13 protein-coding genes are annotated in these 17,750 nt (G+C 65.5%); 8 read left to right on the top strand and 5 right to left on the bottom strand.

Features of this window, described 5'->3' with window-relative positions; all coding sequences use genetic code 11:
* Window positions 1–442 precede the first annotated feature (442 nt).
* The 5 genes from tssA to E8E95_RS01840 all read right to left on the bottom strand — a co-directional run bounded on the left by tssA (window position 443) and on the right by E8E95_RS01840 (window position 7,996).
* Window positions 443–1,519: a type VI secretion system protein TssA gene (tssA, locus tag E8E95_RS01860; RefSeq protein ID WP_280347711.1), complete on the bottom strand. Its 1,077-nt coding sequence runs from the start codon at window positions 1,517–1,519 to the stop codon at window positions 443–445.
* Window positions 1,516–5,337 (bottom strand): type VI secretion protein IcmF/TssM N-terminal domain-containing protein, encoded by a 3,822-nt coding sequence (locus E8E95_RS01855; protein WP_280347709.1) that lies wholly within the window; start codon window positions 5,335–5,337, stop codon window positions 1,516–1,518. The genes tssA and E8E95_RS01855 overlap by 4 nt, the downstream gene beginning before the upstream one ends.
* The gene (locus E8E95_RS01850) at window positions 5,334–6,104 is read right to left on the bottom strand and encodes a DotU/TssL family secretion system protein (RefSeq protein ID WP_280347707.1); all 771 of its coding nucleotides are present in this window, start codon (window positions 6,102–6,104) and stop codon (window positions 5,334–5,336) included. The genes E8E95_RS01855 and E8E95_RS01850 overlap by 4 nt, the downstream gene beginning before the upstream one ends.
* Before the next feature lie 18 nt (window positions 6,105–6,122).
* Window positions 6,123–7,457, bottom strand: coding sequence for a type VI secretion system baseplate subunit TssK (tssK, locus tag E8E95_RS01845; protein ID WP_280347705.1), 1,335 nt, complete (start codon window positions 7,455–7,457; stop codon window positions 6,123–6,125).
* Between the two features lie 65 nt (window positions 7,458–7,522).
* On the bottom strand, window positions 7,523–7,996 hold the full coding sequence (locus E8E95_RS01840; RefSeq protein WP_280347703.1) for a type VI secretion protein: 474 nt from the start codon (window positions 7,994–7,996) through the stop codon (window positions 7,523–7,525).
* A 207-nt stretch (window positions 7,997–8,203) separates the two neighbouring features.
* Between E8E95_RS01840 and tssB the strand changes: the two genes are divergently transcribed.
* The 8 genes from tssB (at window position 8,204) to E8E95_RS01800 (ending at window position 17,707) form a co-directional block, all read left to right on the top strand.
* Window positions 8,204–8,746 (top strand): type VI secretion system contractile sheath small subunit, encoded by a 543-nt coding sequence (gene tssB, locus E8E95_RS01835; RefSeq protein ID WP_280347701.1) that lies wholly within the window; start codon window positions 8,204–8,206, stop codon window positions 8,744–8,746.
* Between the two features lie 31 nt (window positions 8,747–8,777).
* Window positions 8,778–10,256 (top strand): type VI secretion system contractile sheath large subunit, encoded by a 1,479-nt coding sequence (gene tssC / locus E8E95_RS01830; RefSeq protein ID WP_280347699.1) that lies wholly within the window; start codon window positions 8,778–8,780, stop codon window positions 10,254–10,256.
* Window positions 10,257–10,334: 78 nt separating this feature from the next.
* Complete coding sequence (locus tag E8E95_RS01825; protein ID WP_280347697.1) at window positions 10,335–10,832, top strand: Hcp family type VI secretion system effector; 498 nt, start codon at window positions 10,335–10,337, stop codon at window positions 10,830–10,832.
* A 15-nt stretch (window positions 10,833–10,847) separates the two neighbouring features.
* Window positions 10,848–11,288 (top strand): type VI secretion system baseplate subunit TssE, encoded by a 441-nt coding sequence (gene tssE / locus E8E95_RS01820; RefSeq protein ID WP_280347695.1) that lies wholly within the window; start codon window positions 10,848–10,850, stop codon window positions 11,286–11,288.
* Window positions 11,272–13,071, top strand: coding sequence for a type VI secretion system baseplate subunit TssF (gene tssF, locus E8E95_RS01815; RefSeq protein WP_280347692.1), 1,800 nt, complete (start codon window positions 11,272–11,274; stop codon window positions 13,069–13,071). Before tssE ends, tssF begins: the two co-directional genes overlap by 17 nt.
* Complete coding sequence (gene tssG / locus E8E95_RS01810) at window positions 13,035–14,051, top strand: type VI secretion system baseplate subunit TssG (RefSeq protein ID WP_280347691.1); 1,017 nt, start codon at window positions 13,035–13,037, stop codon at window positions 14,049–14,051. Before tssF ends, tssG begins: the two co-directional genes overlap by 37 nt.
* 2 nt (window positions 14,052–14,053) lie before the next feature.
* Complete coding sequence (tssH, locus tag E8E95_RS01805; RefSeq protein ID WP_280347690.1) at window positions 14,054–16,600, top strand: type VI secretion system ATPase TssH; 2,547 nt, start codon at window positions 14,054–14,056, stop codon at window positions 16,598–16,600.
* 117 nt (window positions 16,601–16,717) lie between these two features.
* Window positions 16,718–17,707: a LirA/MavJ family T4SS effector gene (locus E8E95_RS01800; protein WP_280347689.1), complete on the top strand. Its 990-nt coding sequence runs from the start codon at window positions 16,718–16,720 to the stop codon at window positions 17,705–17,707.
* Window positions 17,708–17,750: the final 43 nt, after the last annotated feature.

The raw sequence follows: 17,750 nt of genomic DNA, 5'->3' as shown, positions 1-17,750 counted from the left end.
TGGGGGCAGCTGCGCTGCCCTTTTGCGAATGAATTCGCCCCCACAAAAAAGCGACATCGCCTGCTCGAGCTGTGAGAGCGATTTCAATCGCGATGCAGGTCGAAGTCCTGCCTGGCAGCTCCGGGGACAGCTGCGCTGTCCATTCGCGAATAAATTCGCTCCCACAAGGAAAAACCGAGCCCCGGCACGGACCCTGTGGGGGCGATTTCAATCGCTAAGCGGACCGAAGGTTCGCCGTGTAGGCCTCAGGGGGCAGCTTCGCCGCCCATCGCGAATGAATTCGCCCTCACAAGAAAAGCGACATCGCCTGCTCGATCTGTGGGAGCGATTTCAATCGCGATGCAGGTCGAAGACCTGCCTGGCAGCTCCGGGGACAGCTGCGCTGTCCATTCGCGAATAAATTCGCTCCCACAAGAAAGAGCAGAGCCCCGAAGGTTAGCCCCTACTTGAGTACACCCAACAGCTTCCAGAGGCGACGAGATTCGGCATCCGCCGTGATCAGTTCTTCCAGCAGATTGCTCAGGGGCTGGTTGCCCCATTCCACCGCACGGCGGATCACATAGGGCACCGGGCTGTGCGGTTCGGTGCGGGCCAGGTAATCGGCGATCAGCGCCAGCTGGCGATAGGCTTCTTCACGGCTGCCGGGGGTGCCGCTGAAGCTGGGCGCGGCCACCGCTGCAGTGGTGGCCGGAGTCGCAGCGGTTTCGGGAGTGGGTTCCACGGCAGGCGGAGTCTGGGATTGCATCGGCGCGAACTCCTGCATGAGCGAGCGGATCAGGTTCAAAGGCTGCTGCAAAGGCGCGAAGCTGGGGGCCAAGCCACCCAGCCAGCCGTCGCTCCAGCTATCCAGCCGAGTCAACTCCGCCAGGCTCGCCTCCGCGCCCTGGCGCACACGCAGGAAAATCGCCGGCGGCATCTGTCTCAGCGTTTCATCGAGCTTGCGTTGCTCCAGCCGCGCCGCCTCGGCGGCGGCCTTGTCCGCCTTGCTGTCGCTGGCTTGCACCTGCCGCTGCTGGAGTTGCTGCCAGCCATGCAGGGTCAGGTGGGCAAGATCAGAATGCTCGGCCCCGAACAACGCGCAACGGGTCAGCACGATTTCGCTGTAGCGGCGCACCATCCACTCCATCGGCGCCACACGCCAGGAGCGGTCGCCGTCTTCCGGCCGCGGATGCAATTCGTCCGGGTAACGCTCGCAGAGCCCAGCGAGCAGTCCCAGCGCCGGCGCCAGACCGTCGAGGCCGCTGCGCAGTAGCCAGGACTCGCCCAGCCAGGCAGCCAGCATCAGGTCCTTGCTGCGCTCGCGCAGCAGTTCACTGGCCAGGCGCTCCACGGCGGCCCAGTCGCCGCGCTTGAGGTCCGCCTGCCACACGCCGGCCGGCAAGCTGGCATCGTCTTCGCGGCGCAACTCCCGCAGCCGGTCCCAGGCTGGGTCGTAGCGCAGGCTGGGGCCGCAGGGATCGGTGCCGGGAATGGGCTCCAGCAAGTCACTGGCCGGGCTGTCGGTTATCGGCAGGTTCATGGCGTCGCCTCGGTACTGACCAGGGAAGCGCTGTGGCTATTGGTGAAGGGCGAGCGCGGTGCCTTCACCGGTAAGGGTTGGATCGACAGCGGCAGCTTGCCGCCCTGGGTCATCAGCGACAGTCGCATGAACATCAACGCCTGCTGGTTGCCGCTCGGGGTTCCTCGCACCGGCACCTGCAAGGTCAGCGGGAAGTCGGTGTAATCCATGCTCGGCTGACGTTGCAGCACGACATGGGAACGCATCAGGCGCAGGAGTGCCCAGGGCCCCCGATACTCCCAACCCGCCTCCAGGTCGGACACCGCCATACTCGGCTGCAAAGGGTCGATGCTCGGCCTCTGGCCGCCGTCCTTGGCCCAGCGCAGCAACAGTTGCATCGGATCGCCAACGTTCCAGTGCAGGCGCTGCACTTCACCGGGGAAACCGATCTGCTTGTCGCCGGCATGCAGGCCCCAGGTGATCACCTGGTCGGCCCCGCGTTCGTCATCGCGGTCGGTACGCCAGCGCACGTCCAGCTCGACGCCCACGGAGCCGGACGGGTCCCGCGGGAACAGCGGCCCCAGCCAACTGCGCGCCTGTTTCAGGCGGCCCAGGAAGTCCTCCGCCGCCGGACGGTCATTGGCGTTGCTCCATTTCAAACCTTCTTCGGCCTGCGCCAGCCGGCTGTCGATCAGCTCCACCAGGTGCTGCACCCGTGCCGGGTCGGCATCGTCGGCCTGGAGGCTGTAGGCGAAGGGGAAGCGGTCCGCGAGGTACTGGTTGAAGAAGTCGGCCAGGTCGTTCCAGGCCTGGGCGGCGCGCTGCTGCTGCAACTGGCTGCAACGTTGCGCGGCCTGCTCGCGCAGGACATGGGTGCGCCGCGCCAAGTCGCCGACGCCGGCGGAAAGGGTCGCGGTGGCCAGCACCTGAGTGCAGGAACCCATGTCCATCTCGACGAAGTCGCGGCTGACCAATTGCTCGAACAGCGCCGGTGAGCTGGTGGGATTCTGCGCCTTGTACTTGGTCATTTCCTCGCTCAAGGCGGCAAGACGCGCTACCCGGTCGCGTTCGGCGAAGGACAGCCCGGTCTGTTCCTGGAGCCAGCTCAGCGCTGGCGCCGCCCCCTCGGTGGTAGAGAGAATGACCGCGAACTGCTGGCCAAGGCTGTTCTTCAGGTCCTGCACATCGCTGGAACGGAAGAGTTGCAGGCCGAGGTTGCGGCCACCGTCCCACTGGTCGATGGCGAAGCGCTGGGTGAATACCGGCAAGGCATCGATGCTGCCCAGGGCCGTATCGACATCTGCCATCGCCATGCGGGTCAGTTGGTTGCGCAGTGCGCCGGCAAGGTCGCTCCGATCGAGCGCCAGCAGGGCATTCAGTACTTGGCCGGCCTGTTCCACGGGAACATCGAAGGCCTTGCTGGCGCCACTCTGCGGACGCGGGTCAGATGCGCTCAGGCTGGCCCAGATGGCGCGAGTCGCGGCTTCACCGGCGGCCTTGAGCATGCCTTCGCGGTAGTCCGGCGGAATCTGTGCCAGCTCCTGGCCGACGAAGGCGCGATAGCTGTCGACGAAGCCCTGTGCCTGGGCCAATGCCCGCGAATCGACATAGCGCAGGGTCCGTGGATCGGGCTCCCCAGCATCGCGGCGCAGGGCCACGACGACGAAGTCGCGCTTGAGCAGTCCCTTGATCGCCTTGGCCAGGGCGCTGATGTGCTCCTGCAGCGTCAACGTGCCGCCGGCCTGGCGTTGCAACAAGTTGGAGCGGGTGCCGATGCTGGCGATCCACTGCCCGTGGAAACCCTTGCGCAGCCGGCCCGCTTCAGCCTCGAGGTTCTGCTCCACGGTGGAGCCCAGCAGGCCGTTCTGGCGCACGGTTTCCATATGGTTGCGATACCCCGGCACCAGCTCCTCGCCGTTACTGTGACTCCAGGCGGAGTTGGTCAGTGCGATCAGGTCTTCAAGGGTATCGATCAGGCTGTTGATCTCTTCCAGCTCGGGCAGAGTGTTGCCCTGCCCGCCTTGCAGGCTCTCCAGGTGCACCTTGAGGTACCCGGCCGGCCGTACGAAGTTGTCGGCGAGGAAGTATTGCGTGAGCCAGAGCTTCATCAGCGCCTGGTACTGCTGGCTCAGGGCCTGACGCTGGGACTGCAGGTCGAGCGGCGCCAGGCCGGGGCCGCCGAGGCCGCGCAAAACCCGGTCGTAGTAAGCGCGGCGGCGCAGGTCGGCGGTGTTCAGGTCCAGCCCGAGCGCGGTATTGCCCAGTTGCGCCAGCGGCTCCAGCACGCCCTTGTCACCGGACAGGACATCGGCGAACAGGCGGTTCTGCTGCACCAGGCTGGACGCGCCATAAGCCAGGTTGCGCGCCTTGACGTAGTTCGGCCAATCCTCTGGCTGTTCGCCTTCGACACTGGTACGCCGATCGCCCACGCGTATCGCCAGGAGCTTGTCCAGTTCCGCGCGCTGCAACTGCCCAAGGGGATGCATTGCCTCGCTGCGCGCCATGGAGCGGAGGACGATGTCCATGCGCCCATCGAGGGACGAGAACCAGGACGTGGGATAGACCAGCGAAGCGAAATGCCAGCGCGGGGCGTCCTGCAGCAGGCGCCAGAAGCCCAACAGGTTGCGCCGCGCCTGCTCCTCGCTGCGTGCCGGGTCCTTCAGCGTCACATGGTTGTTCTGCGCCACTTGCAACACACGCGTCAGCTCGCGGGCGTCGCGCTGGCCGTCATGCCATACCCAGAGCATCCCGAGCAGCCAGAAGGCACCGACAACCGCTGCCGTGCCGGCGACCACCCGCTGCCAACGCTGGCGCAGGTGCAAAATGCGCGGTACCGCCAGGGCCAGCCCTTGTTCCGCGAGAAAGCGCTGACGCCAGAGCGATCGCGTGAATACGCCGCGTACCGGGGCCGCCTCACGGGTGCCCAGTTCCCAGGGCTCGTCTTCGCTGGCGACCACCTGCGCCGCACCGAGATAGAGCCCCCTCAGCCGCGGTGCTTCACCCTGGGCATTGCCCTGGAAAACCGGTTCGAGCAGCGCGCGCAGATTGCCGCGCAAGCCATCCAACTGGCCCGGCAGACGGTAGAGGTCCTCTCCCAGCTCACCCTTGATAGCCGCCACTTCGAGAATCGCCGCCTGCACGCCCTGGACCATCTGGTCGATGGCGTCATCCAGCCAATAGCCCTGCCAACCAGCCTCCAGGGCATAGGGTGAAGCCCAACCCAGGGCACGCTCACAGCCCTCTTCGGGCAAGGCGGCGACCAATTCCTGAAACCCTGGGAGCTCCTCGAGGCCTGTGACCAGTACATGCACCGGCAGGCTCAGGCCCAGGCGCTGCAGCATTTCTCCGAAACGCCGCCGTACCGCGATGGCATCGGCCGCCAGTTGGGCATCGTCCAGCAGGCGCGGCAGCGGGATGGTCCAGACCACGCCGTCCAGCGGCCGCTGCCCACGCAGACGCAGCAACATGCCGAGCAGCCGGCGCCAGGCAAAGGCCGGCACGGTGCCACCCTCCTCCGGCAGGAACAGCCCCTGGGGCACCACCAGTAGCGAACCGTCGGGGTCGAGCCACCAGCGACCGAACCAGGCAGCCCGCCCGGCCGGTGCCAACTGCCAATCCGGGCACAGCTGGCTGCCCTCACGCGGGTCGCCCACCAACAGCAGCCAGGGCGTCTGGTAACGGTCCTGGCTGCCCTGGTCGTGCTCCATCTTGCGCACGGCGGCATAGAAACTGCGGATGGCCGCGCCGGACTGGGTGCGCAGCCACCACCAGAGTGCAGCGAGGGCGACCAGGAGCAGGAGCAGCGCAAGGACGATCAGGGCGATGGCGAAGCCGCTCATTCCGACTGCTCCCCGTCATCCAGAGTGGCCGCCAGGTGCAGGACGGGCTCCAGCTCGGACTGGATGTCGCTCCACAGCCAATGCCCGATAACTGTCAGCAGCAGCGCGAAACCGGTAATCGCCAACCCCAGGCGCAGGCCATCCGGCAGGGCCCGACGCAGGGGGCGGCTCAAGGGTTCGGCCCGCAGCGGGCGTTCGAGGCTTTGCAGCACGCCGGCGGCGGCGGGCTCACGCTGCCAGGCGAAGGTGAACAACGCCTGCCGCCAGCGCTCGTGCGTGGCCTGGCCACGTTCACCACGCAGCTGGCCGTGGAAGCCGAGCACCAGGCATTGCAGGTAGACATTGGCCAGGTCGCGGGTCGCTGGAACGCGCTCCTTGAGCAGGCCGCGAATGGCCATCGGCAAGCGCTCACCGGCATTGCGCGATCCATACAGCCGCGCCTCCAGCGGGCGCGCCTGCCAGGCGACCTGTCCGGCCCAGTTGCCGAACACCAGGGTCTCGTCCAGCAGCGCCACGAAGGCGTAGACCATCGCCTTGACCTGCGCCGCAGCCGGCTCGCCGACACTGGCAAAGGCACTGCGCCAGAGACGGCGAACGATGCGCGTAGCGGTCTCGGCGGTGCGCTCTACCAACTGGCCGTCGCTGTCATCGGCGTCTTCCAGTTCGTCCCAGGCATCACGCCATTCCAGCCAGGCCTGGCGGAACGCGAGGCTCAGGGGTGCCTGACCGAACTCCGGCGGATACAGGGCCACACTCCGTTCCGGCATTTGCGCGTCCTTGGCTGGTCAGGCGAATTCGTGTGCGTTGGTGACGAACAGCACCACTTGCCAGGGCCCCACCAGCGCACCCTGGCCGGGCACCACGATGCAGAGTTTCTGCTCGGGGTCGAACCACTCTCCAGCAGCCTGGACGACGAACAGCCGGGTGTCCTCCCCGACGCTGTAGGCGACCTGCTCGGCGCGGCTCATGGATTGGTGCGCCAGGCCACTCATGCGCTGGCGAGCGAGGGTGGGGACTTGCCCCTGAGCGGCGATGATGGCCTGCCCCAGCCAGTAGGAAGCCGCCTGCTCACCGGCGCCGGCCGGCATGCGCAGGCCGATCACCAGGCGCTGGCGACGGGACTGGAGGTCTGGCAGCTGGATGGTGAAACCTTGTTCCACCTGCTCGAATACCAGGCAGCGATAACCGACCCGCACGCGGGTCAGGGCGCTCTCCAGCCAGTCGAGCACTTCGTCGTAACCGCGCTTGAGGTCGAGGTAATCCAGCGGCGCGAAAGCCGGCACACCGACCACCGGGTCCAGCGCACACCAGGCGCCGGCCATGCCGACCAACAGACCATGTAGACGGTCAGGCGCGGCGACCCGGCTGTTGAGCGCCGCCTCCACCTCAGGCAGTCGCGCCCAGAGCGCGGCGAGCTGGCGGCGAATCTCCGCCATATCGTCATGATTGCCCGCCTGCTCCGCTTGCCGCAGGCGGCCGCCGAGGAACAGGCATTTCTCCCTCGTGCGGGCGCAGAGGGCGGCAACCGAGCGGCCGAGCACGGATTCGGGCAGGACGCGCGGGGTCGGCGCCACATAGGACTGGCGGACGAAGCCGCCGCCCTCCTTGGCGATGCGCAGCAGCGGGAGGCAGACGGAATCCGCGCGGCCTGTCTCGGTCACCAGTCGCGCGGCGGGCCGCCAGACCAGGATCGGTTCGGGGTGTTCGCCGCTGGCCAGATCCGGCACCGCTTCACCTACCGCCGACTGCAGGCGGCCACGCAGCGGCAGTACCTGGCCGCCACGGCCAAGCGGATTGACGGCGAGAAAGACGGTGGCGCTGGAGGTCGCGGACTGGGCGATGGCGGCGCTCACGTCCAGCTCCAGGACCGTGCCTTCACCGGGCTTGATGCTCACTGGCAGGCCGTCGGGCAAGATGGCTTCGAGGGCGAGTACGCGCACAAGGCCGGCGCTGAGGGCAGCGGGGTCGAGTTCAAGTTGGGAGACACCCCAGAACCAGGGATTGCCGGCTTGGGCGAAATGGGCGGCGAGAACTTCCGCGCGCAACCCTTGCAGCTGGAAATGCTGGGGCAGCAACTGCATGCCCTCATGCCAGCACACCGCGTCAGGCAGAACTTTCATACCACTCCCCTTCGACGTCCGACATTGTCGCGAGCTCGACGCCCTGATGCTTCAGGGGCCTTTCGTCACTGCTCGTTCTCGCTCAGCAAGCGCATTTCCCTGCTATCGAACCGGAGCCAGGCACGGCTCTGCTCATCCAGCCTCAGGCGGTGAGCACCGGGTGTGTTATAGCCGGCAAAGACCAAAAGTCCAGCCGCGCTATCCCCCGTCAGCGGGAACTCGCGAGCCTCCATGAATTGCCCGGGAACCAGCTCCAGGCTCCAGACGGAAAACTGCTTCTGGTAGTCGCGACGGTATTGCTCGCGATCGGTGAACCACTGCCGCGCGGTGATGCCGGAAAGCACCTTGAGCAACTCGGGATCGCGCACGGCGATGAAGTCAACGGCGATGGGCGTGTCGTCGTTGGCGCGCTCGGCGACGTCCAGGGTCAGGTTGTCCAGTTGGACACGCGGACCGAGAAGATCGGAGCAGCCTCCCAACAGGATCGCAACGGCCAACAACACGAATTTCGAGATGGAAATGAAACGTCCCTGCCTCATGGTGGTCAGACTCTGGTTTGCATTTGCAAATTTATAGACCTGTTCTAGCGTGTCTGAGTAGTTCGTCGGACAGACGAACTAGTGGGATCGCCAAGGACAGGCTTGCGTGTAGTTCCCCTCCTGTCGCGCCGTGATCCAGCAAGGGAGTGCGATGACAGGATCAGTCCGATGCATTGCGCTCGTGGCAATGCACCGGAGCCCACCAAAATGGCAGAAAGCACGCAGCACAAACTGGATCGGGTACGCCCGCCCCGGGTTCAGATCACCTACGACGTCGAGATCGGCGATGCCATCGAGAAGAAGGAACTGCCGCTGGTCGTCGGCATCCTAGCCGACCTCTCCGGCAAGCCCGAGCAACCCCTGCCGAAGCTCATCGAGCGCCGCTTCACCGAGATCGACCGCGACAACTTCAACCAGGTCCTCTCCTCCATCGCACCGCGCGCCACCCTGCAGGTGGACAACACCATCACCGGCGACGGCAGCAAGCTCAACGTCGAGCTGCGCTTCAAGGACATGGACGACTTCGACCCGGTCAACATCGTCAAGCAGGTCACTCCGCTGCGCCGCCTGTTCGAGGCCCGCCAACGCCTGCGCGACCTGCTCACCAAGCTCGATGGCAATGACGACCTCGACAAGCTGCTGCAGGAAGTGGTGAGCAACACAGAGGGCCTGCAGGAGATCAAGTCGGCCCGTCCCGAAGCCGAATCCGCCACGCCCGAAGGCGAAGCACCGGCCGAACCCCAGGCCTGATCCGTAGCCAGACTTCCAGGAGGAATCGCCCATGGCAACAGAAGCCGGTGCGAACAGCGAGAGCACCACTCAAACCCTGACCCTGCTCGACCGCATCATCGCCGAGGGCCGCATGGCCCATGACGACAGCCAGCAGGACTACGCCCGCGACATGCTCGCGGAATTCGCCACCCAGGTCCTCGACGAAGGCATGGCCATCGACAAGGACACCGTGGCCATGATCAACGACCGCATCAGCCAGATCGACGAGCTGATCAGTGCCCAGCTCAACGAAGTCCTGCACCACCCCGAAATGCAGAAACTGGAAGCGTCCTGGCGTGGCCTGCACCTGCTGGTGCAGAACACCGAGACCAGCACCCGCCTGAAACTGCGCCTGCTCAACGTCAGCCAGAAAGAACTGCAGACCGACCTGGAGAAGGCCGTCGAGTTCGACCAGAGCGCGCTGTTCAAGAAGATCTACGAAGAGGAATACGGCACCTTCGGCGGCCATCCCTTCAGCTTGCTGGTGGGCGACTATAGCTTCGGCCGCCATCCCCAGGATGTCGCCCTGCTGGAGAAACTCTCCAACGTCGCCGCCGCGGCCCACGCGCCCTTCATCGCAGCCGCCAATCCGAAGCTGTTCGACATGAACGCCTTCACCGAAATGGCCGTGCCCCGTGACCTGGCGAAAATCTTCGAGAGCCAGGAGCTGATCAAGTGGCGCAGCTTCCGCGAGAGCGAAGACTCGCGCTACGTCTCCCTGGTGCTGCCGCACTTCCTCCTGCGCCTGCCCTATGGCCCGGACACCCTGCCGGTGGAAGGCATGAACTACGTCGAAGACGTCAACGGCACCGATCACTCCCGGTACCTCTGGGGCAATGCCGCCTGGGCCCTGGCCCAGCGCATTACCGAAGCCTTCGCCAAGTACGGCTGGTGCGCGGCGATCCGTGGCGCCGAAGGCGGCGGTGCAGTGGAAGGGCTGCCGGCGCATACCTTCCGCACCAGTTCCGGCGACCTGTCGCTGAAGTGCCCGACCGAAGTAGCGATCACCGACCGCCGCGAGAAGGAGCTCAACGAACTCGGGTTCATCGCCCTCTGCCACAAGAAGAACAGCGACCTCGCAGTGTTCTTCGGCGGCCAGACCACCAACAAGGCCAAGCTCTACAACACCAACGAAGCCAATGCCAACGCACGCATCTCGGCGATGCTGCCGTACGTGCTCGCGGCCTCGCGCTTCGCCCACTACCTGAAGGTGATCATGCGCGACAAGGTGGGCAGCTTCATGACCCGCGACAACGTGCAGACCTACCTGAACAACTGGATCGCCGACTACGTGCTGATCAACGACAACGCGCCGCAGGAGATCAAGGCCCAGTACCCGCTGCGCGAAGCGCGGGTGGACGTCACCGAAGTGGCCGGCAAGCCGGGTGCGTACCGGGCGACCGTGTTCCTGCGGCCGCACTTCCAGCTGGAGGAGCTGACCGCCTCGATCCGCCTGGTCGCGAGCCTGCCGCCGCCGGTAGCCGCCTGACCCGAGCCGCCCGCCGGCTAGCCCGGCGGGCGGGCACCACCCTTTCGCCAGACTTTCCAGATTCAGGAGTTCCAATCGATGGATGCGATCATTCTCGACCTCGGCGACGACATCAAAGGCGACAGCCTGCTCGAGGGCTTCACCGACAAGATCGAAGTGATGTCCTACAGCCACAACGTGGCCATGCAGGTCACCAACGACGTCAGCAACTCGGAACGTACCTCCGGCCGCCCGCACATCGGCGAGTTCACCCTCACCAAGTTCATCGACACCTCCACCCCGTCGCTGAACGAATACTGCTGTGCCGGCAAGCCCATCACCACGGCGAAGATCACCATCGGCCGTAACGCTGCCGAGGGCGACGGCAAGGTGCTGCCCTTCATCGTCTACACCCTGGACAACGTGGTGCTGTCCAACGTCAGCGTGAGCGGTGGCGCCGGCGGCAAGCCGGTGGAAACCCTGTCGCTGAACTTCACCAAGATCAAATGGGAACTCACCGCGCAAAAGGATGACGGCACCAAGGAAGGCACGGCGGCGTCCACCTGGGACCTTGCCGCCAACAAGGTGGTCAAGTAAGCGCGGCGACCCGCCATGTCGGAAGCCGGCCTGCTCCCACCGCTGTTCGAGCGCCTTGCCGCCCAGGCGGACGAGGCGCCGGTTTTCGACCGCGAAGCCCTGGCGGAGTCCGTCCGCCAGGAGCTGACGCGACTGCTCAACACCCGCCGCGCCAGCACCAGGAGCGGCCGGCCGTTGACCATCCTCGACTACGGCATCGCCGACTGGAGCGCATTGCATGCACGACGCAGCGATGACCGTCGCCAATTGGTGCGGGAAATCCGCGCGGCCGTGCAGCACTTCGAACCCCGCCTGCAACTGACCGACGTGGACGCCGAGCCCATCCCCGGCCAACCCCAGCGCCTGCGTCTACGTCTCGGCGGCAGCCTGCGCAGCGGTCAGCGCACCTGGCCGGCGGTATTCGTCATCGACAACAGCCAAGAGGGACTCGAGGTGCGCCATGAGCGACTCGATTGACCCGGAACTACTGGACTACTACCAGCGCGAACTCACCTGGCTGCGCCATGCCGGCGCCGCGTTCGCCGCACGCTACCCGAAGGTCGCCCGGCGCTTGGAACTCTCTCCCGGCGAATGCCCGGACCCGCACGTGGAGCGGCTGCTGGAAGGCTTCTCCCTGCTGACCGCACGCCTGCAGCGGCGCCTCGACGACGACTACGCCGAGTTCAGCGACGCCCTGTTGGAACAGCTCTACCCGCTGGCCCTGCGCCCTCTACCGTCCTGCGCCATCGTCCAGTTCGAGCCGGACCCGACCCAGGGCAGTCTGGCCGAGGGCTACCGGATGCCGCGCGACACACCACTGTTCGTCACCACCAGCCAGGGCGCCAGCGTGCATTTGCGCACCACCGCCGACGCGACGCTGTGGCCCGTGCGTGTTGGTGCCGCAACGTTGCTGGGTGGCGACGAGGCGGTTGCCCTGACCGGCCGCCCTAATGCACGCGCGGCCCTGCGCCTGGAGCTGCACTGCCTGGGTGAGTTCGACTGGGCGCAACTGCCCGTCCGCCAACTGCGCCTCCATCTCGCCGCCTCGCCGGTGACCAACGCCGCGCTCTACGACTTGCTGGGCGCCCACACGCTCGGCATCCATTGCGGCGTGCCCGGCATGCCGCTGCTGCCCTGCCCCGGCGAGCCGCAACTGGTGGGTTTTGCCGACGACCAGGCATTGCTCCCCGACGAGGATGGCCAGCATCCGGGCCTGCGCCTCCTGGCCGAGTACTTCACCCTCCCGGACAAATTCGCCTTCTTCGATGTCCCGATCCAGCCACCGGTAGCGGGCGGACGCGACTGCGCGCTGGTGATCGCCTTCGACCGCGCTCCGACTGGCCGCCTGCACCTGCAACAGGACGACCTGCGCCTGGGCTGCGCGCCCGTCATCAACCTGTTCCCGCGTACGTCCGAACCGCTGCGCCCGGACGGCACGCGCAGCGAATATCGCCTGATCGCCGACGCCCACCGCGAAAGCAGCGTGGAGATCCACAGCATCCGCGCCATGCGTGCTGCCTCGCCGCGTGGCGTGGTTCCGGTACCGGCCTACTACGGTCATGCCCATGGCGCGACCATTCCCGGTGCCCGCCTCTACTGGCACGCCCGCCGGGTGCAAGGCATGACGCCCAACCGCCTGGGCACCGACCTGTTGCTGAGCCTGGTGGACACCGGGTTCGATCCATTGCTGGATGCCCCCGAGTACAGCCTGACCGCCGAGCTGCTGTGCACCAACCGGCACCTGGCGGAGAACCTGCCTGCCGGCACTCGCCTCGGCTTCGAGCGTCCCGGCCCCGTCGCCCGCGCCAACTTGCGCAACCCGCCCAGCCCGCAGAGCTTGCCGCACCTGTCCGGCGAATCGCGCTGGCGCATGGTGTCGCAGCTCACCCTCAACCACCTGTCCCTAGTGGAAGGCCCGCAGGCGCTGGAAGCCCTCCAGGAAATGCTCAACCTGCACAACCTGCGCGACGAAAGCGGTGCCCGCCGGCAGATCGAAGGCATCACCCGGCTGACCTGCGAACGGGTCGTGGCGCGTGTTGGCGACGACGCCTGGCGTGGCTGGCGTAACGGTCTGGAGGTACGTATCAGCCTCGACCCGCAACACTTCGCTGGTGCCAGCGCTGTGCTCTTTTCCGCCGTACTGGCGCAATTCTTTTCCCTCTACGCGACCACCAACCGCTTCGTGCGAACCGTGCTGGTCGATGGCGACAAGGAGGTCAGGACGTGGCAACCCCAAGCCGGCATGCCCCTCTCCCTCTGAGCCGTCGCCTGCGCGACGAGCCGCAGGCCTTCGAACTCTTGCAGGCGCTCCTGCTGCTGGAGCGTGAACGGCCTGGCATGGAGGCGCTCGGCCAAGGCAGCGCGCCCCAGGGAGAGGCCTTGCGCCTGCGCGGCCCGCTGACCCCGACCTTCGCCGCCAGCCAGATAGAAAAGCTGGAAGAGGAGCCCGGCCAGCCACCGACACTGACTACCCCGGTATTCGGTCTCGGCGGCCCGGACGGTCCTCTGCCCTATGCCTACCAGGAGTGGCTGCAACAGCGGGCGAAAGCGAAGGATCACGCCCCAGGGGAATTCCTCGATCTGTTCCAGCATCGCCTGCTCAGCCTGTTGTACCGCGTGCTCGGCAAGCATCGCCTGGCACTGGGTTTTCGGGCGCCCGCAGATTCGCCGGTGCAGGGCCAGTTGCTGGCCCTCAGCGGCATGCTGCCCGCCCCCTTGCAGCATCGACTGGCCTTGCCAGACGCTGCTGTGACCGCACGCACCGCGCTATTCGCCGGGGGGCGTCGTTCCCTGGCCGGCTTCGCCACCCTGGTACGTCATCAGTTCAACGTCAACGTGCGTTACGAGGCCTACCAGGGCGGTTGGCGCGACATTCCGCCGGCCAGCCGCAGCCGCCTGCAACGGGGTGGTCGCAACCTCAACCTGGGTCGCGACGCCATCGCCGGTACGCGCGTATGGGATGAACACGCCGGCATCCGCCTGACCGTCGGCCCGCTGTCCAGCGAGCGCGCCCCCGCATTTCTACCCAGCGGGGTTGAACACAACCGGCTCGCAAGCCTGGCCGCCCTCTACTTCGGCCCGGACCTGGACTGCACCCTGCGCCTGCTGGTTCGACCCGGTGCGCCGCTGTGCCTCGACCGCACCCAACCGCCGCGGCTGCGCTGGAGCGGTGGCCTGCAAGTGCGCAGCGACACCCTGCAACAGATCGACACTCGCTTGCGTCAAACGGAGGTGGCCTGACCATGGAACTCGGTAGCCTGATCGGACGCCTCAACGCGGAAAGCCGCCGTGCCCTGGAACGGGCCGCGCAACGCTGCCTGCAGCGCACCCACCATTACGTGGAAATCGAGCACCTGCTGCTGGAACTGCTGGATATCGAAGGAGGCGACCTGGCCTGCCTGCTGCCGCGTTTCGGCCTGGAACGCGACACGCTCGCCTCGGAGATCAACCAGGCGCTGGAATTGTTCAAGGCCGGCAACACCCGTACCCCGGCACTTTCCGCGCAAACCGTCGGTGTGCTCGAAGATGCGGTGGTGCACGCCAGCGTGCTGGGTCAGCAAAGCATCCGCTCCGGCCTGTTGCTGCTTGCCCTGCTCGATCGAGACGAACGCCGCACGCTGCTGCTCAGCAGCGCCTCTTCACTGCTGCGCATCCCGCGCGAAGCCCTGCGCAGCAACCTGCTGGAATGGACCCAGCCCTCCCGCGAGAAACCGGCCGTCGCCCAGGCTGCCAAGGGAAAACCCGCCCAGGCCGAAGTCCAGGACACCCTCCTCGACCAGTACACCCAGGACCTCACCGCCGATGCCCACGCTGGGCGCATCGACCCCATCGTCGGGCGTGACAATGAGATTCGCCAGAGCATCGACATCCTGCTGCGTCGTCGGCAGAACAACCCGATCCTCGTGGGCGCGCCGGGCGTCGGCAAAACCGCCGTCGTGGAAGGCCTGGCCCTGCGCATCGCTGCCGGCGATGTGCCGCCGCCGCTTCAGGACGTCAGCCTGCGAGTCCTCGATCTTGGCCTGCTGCAGGCCGGCGCCGGCGTCAAAGGCGAGTTCGAACAGCGCCTCAAGGGCGTGATCGACGGCGTTCGCAATGCCGAGAAGCCGATCATCCTGTTCATCGACGAGGCCCACACCCTGATCGGCGCCGGCGCCGCCGAAGGCCAGAGCGATGCCGCCAACCTGCTCAAGCCGGCCCTGGCCCGTGGCGAACTGCGCACCTTGGCGGCGACCACCTGGCTGGAATACAAAAAGTACTTCGAGAAAGACCCGGCCCTGGCCCGGCGCTTCCAGCTCGTACAGGTGGAAGAACCGGACGAGGCCACAGCGGTGGAAATGCTGCGCGGCGTCGCCGCCAAGCTGGAACAGCACCATGGCGTGCAGGTGCTGGATGCCGCCATCCATGACGCCGTGAAACTCTCCCACCGTTACATTTCCGGCCGGCAACTGCCGGACAAGGCCATCAGCGTGCTGGACACCGCCTGCGCCCGCGTGTCCCTGGGCCAGCATGACGTGCCACCGCCACTGGAGAGCCTGCGTCATCGCGAACAGGCGCTGGTGGAAGAACTCCTGCGCCTGCGCCGCGAGCAAGCAACGGGTCTCGACCACCGCGAGCGCATCACCGCACTGGAAACCGAATCCCGCGACAACCTGGTCGCCATCCGCGAACTGGAAACCCGCTGGGGCGAGGAGCGCGAGGCCGTGCGCGAACTGCTGGACGCCCGCCGCGAACTGCTCGCCCTCAGCGACAGCGTCGACGCCAGCAAACCGAACGAAGAGCTGGACGACCGCATCGACCACCTGGCCGCCGAACTGGCGCGCCTGGAAGCCGGGCTCGACGCCATTCGCCAGGACGATCCGCTGGTGCCCGAACAGGTGGACTCCAAGACGGTGGCAGCGGTGATTGCCGGCTGGACCGGCATTCCCATCGGCAAGATGCTCGCCGACGAAGCCCACGCTGTGCGCACCCTCGGCCAGCGCATGGCCCTGCGTGTCATGGGCCAGGACAGCGCCCTCGGTACCATTGCCCAACGCATCCAGGCGTACCGCGCGGGCCTCACCGACCCGGCCAAACCGGTGGGCGTGTTTCTGCTGGTGGGCCCCACCGGCGTCGGCAAGACCGAAACCGCCTATGCCTTGGCCGACGCCCTCTATGGCGGCGAGCGCAACCTCATCAGCATCAACCTCTCCGAGTACCAGGAGGCCCACACCGTCAGCCAACTCAAGGGCGCCCCGCCCGGCTACGTCGGCTACGGTTCCGGCGGCGTGCTCACCGAAGCCGTGCGCCGCCGCCCCTACTCCGTGGTACTGCTGGACGAAATTGAAAAGGCCCACCCCGACGTGCTGGAAGCCTTCTACAACGTCTTCGACAAGGGCGTGATGGAGGACGGCACCGGCCTGGTGGTGGACTTCAAGAACACCGCGATGCTCGCCACCAGCAACGTCGGCGCCGAGCTGGTGCTCGACACCGCACCCGACCAACTCGGCAGCGACGCCTTCAACGAACGCCTGCGCAAGGTCCTGCTGCAAGCCTTCCGCCCCGCCTTCCTCGCCCGCATGACCGTGGTGCCCTACCGCCCGCTGGACGAAGCGACCCTGGAAGGCATCATCGTCGCCAAGCTGGAAAAGTTGCAGGGCCGCTACAAGGCCGCCACCGGCAAGCAGTTCGACTTCGACCCGGCCATCGTGAAAGCGGTATTGGCCAAGTGCAGCTCGGCAGGGGCGCGGGATATCGAGAATGTGCTGATGGCGCAGGTGACGGGGAAGTTGGCGGAGTGGGTGTTGGAGTAGTCGTCCACCAAACCGCGGTTCGAGGGGCCTTCGCGTACCAAAGGTATGTCGATGGCGCAGATTACAGGGAGATTGACGGAGTCGGCGCAATCACACCGACTTACCTGGAGTTGCCTGATGGCCGGATACGAAAAAATAAAAGAGCTGAAATTTCTTCTGACCAAGAAAGAGCGCGGTAAGGACAGAGAAATCGTTATCCAGAGCGATCATGCACTCAATAACTATCGCGAAGATTTTGGAAAGATCTACGACTTCCTGGAGAACCAGGCGTACTTCAAAAACACCCTGACTGACGTTTCCCGGATGCTTTGGGAGAAATATCTTCTGATTACCAATCAGGATAAATCGGCACTAGCTGCTGCGCCGGTACCAGGAAACGTTTTTACCCGCTGTCTGGGCCTGGTAGCTGCCCGATACAACTTCAATTTTCAGCAGGGCTTAACGGCAGACACCAACTTTAATACCGTGCCAATCGGAATAACGCTTGTCGACGGCGACCTATTCATTGGAACCCTGATCAGAAACAAGCTCTTTTGGAAGGATGCGATTAGCGCTGACCACGGCGAACACAGCCACAGCCTGCAGTGGCTGGCTATCGCCTATGCCCTGACCGGCCAGACGACAGCGCCAATTCATGACCTCTATGCAAAGTCCGTGGATTATTGGCTCATGTCCAAGGACAGCCCCAACATCAACATGTGGCAATTCCTCGTGGACTGTTTTCCCCTGACAGGGGGCGCGAGAGACCCCGACCCACTATTGACGACAAGCTCCTTCCGAAGCCCGCAGAATGTAACGCGCTACCTCTTGGGAAAGGACAATAAATTCCAACCGCTCAAGCAGCATTTCTTGTCTCACTACCTTTTCAAAAGATACAAGGCACGCAACTGGGTGCAGATAGTAAACCCCAAGGCAAAGAATGCCTCATTGAAACTTTCCGACATCAACCCTCAAATGCAGGGAAAAGCCGATTGGCAAAAAGGTGCAACCAATGCCGCCAGGTATACCCGGACCGGTGTCACACAGGTGACGAACATTCTCCAGAGAAATACCGAAGATGTCTGCTTTCACGGAAAGAGCGGAATTCTCTACATGAAAGAAGGATGAGTTAAGGCCCACCGAGCAGCCATTTCAGATTTCCTCAAGACGC

It is taken from the genome of Pseudomonas sp. BN414 (assembly GCF_029871275.1).
Classification (GTDB): domain Bacteria; phylum Pseudomonadota; class Gammaproteobacteria; order Pseudomonadales; family Pseudomonadaceae; genus Metapseudomonas; species Metapseudomonas resinovorans_C.
Note: the sequence above shows the minus strand (reverse complement) of the source record. Positions and strands in the feature narration are given on the sequence as shown.

Bases quoted from the DNA above. Each gene is read 5' to 3' on its own strand.
- tssK (WP_280347705.1), bottom strand. From the start codon at position 7,457: ATGAAAGTTCTGCCTGACGCGGTGTGCTGGCATGAGGGCATGCAGTTG.
- E8E95_RS01850 (WP_280347707.1), bottom strand. From the start codon at position 6,104: ATGCCGGAACGGAGTGTGGCCCTGTATCCGCCGGAGTTCGGTCAGGCA.
- tssA (WP_280347711.1), bottom strand. From the start codon at position 1,519: ATGAACCTGCCGATAACCGACAGCCCGGCCAGTGACTTGCTGGAGCCC.
- E8E95_RS01840 (WP_280347703.1), bottom strand. From the start codon at position 7,996: ATGAGGCAGGGACGTTTCATTTCCATCTCGAAATTCGTGTTGTTGGCC.
- tssH (WP_280347690.1), top strand. From the start codon at position 14,054: ATGGAACTCGGTAGCCTGATCGGACGCCTCAACGCGGAAAGCCGCCGT.
- E8E95_RS01825 (WP_280347697.1), top strand. From the start codon at position 10,335: ATGGATGCGATCATTCTCGACCTCGGCGACGACATCAAAGGCGACAGC.
- tssF (WP_280347692.1), top strand. From the start codon at position 11,272: ATGAGCGACTCGATTGACCCGGAACTACTGGACTACTACCAGCGCGAA.
- tssE (WP_280347695.1), top strand. From the start codon at position 10,848: ATGTCGGAAGCCGGCCTGCTCCCACCGCTGTTCGAGCGCCTTGCCGCC.
- tssC (WP_280347699.1), top strand. From the start codon at position 8,778: ATGGCAACAGAAGCCGGTGCGAACAGCGAGAGCACCACTCAAACCCTG.
- E8E95_RS01855 (WP_280347709.1), bottom strand. From the start codon at position 5,337: ATGAGCGGCTTCGCCATCGCCCTGATCGTCCTTGCGCTGCTCCTGCTC.
- tssB (WP_280347701.1), top strand. From the start codon at position 8,204: ATGGCAGAAAGCACGCAGCACAAACTGGATCGGGTACGCCCGCCCCGG.
- E8E95_RS01800 (WP_280347689.1), top strand. From the start codon at position 16,718: ATGGCCGGATACGAAAAAATAAAAGAGCTGAAATTTCTTCTGACCAAG.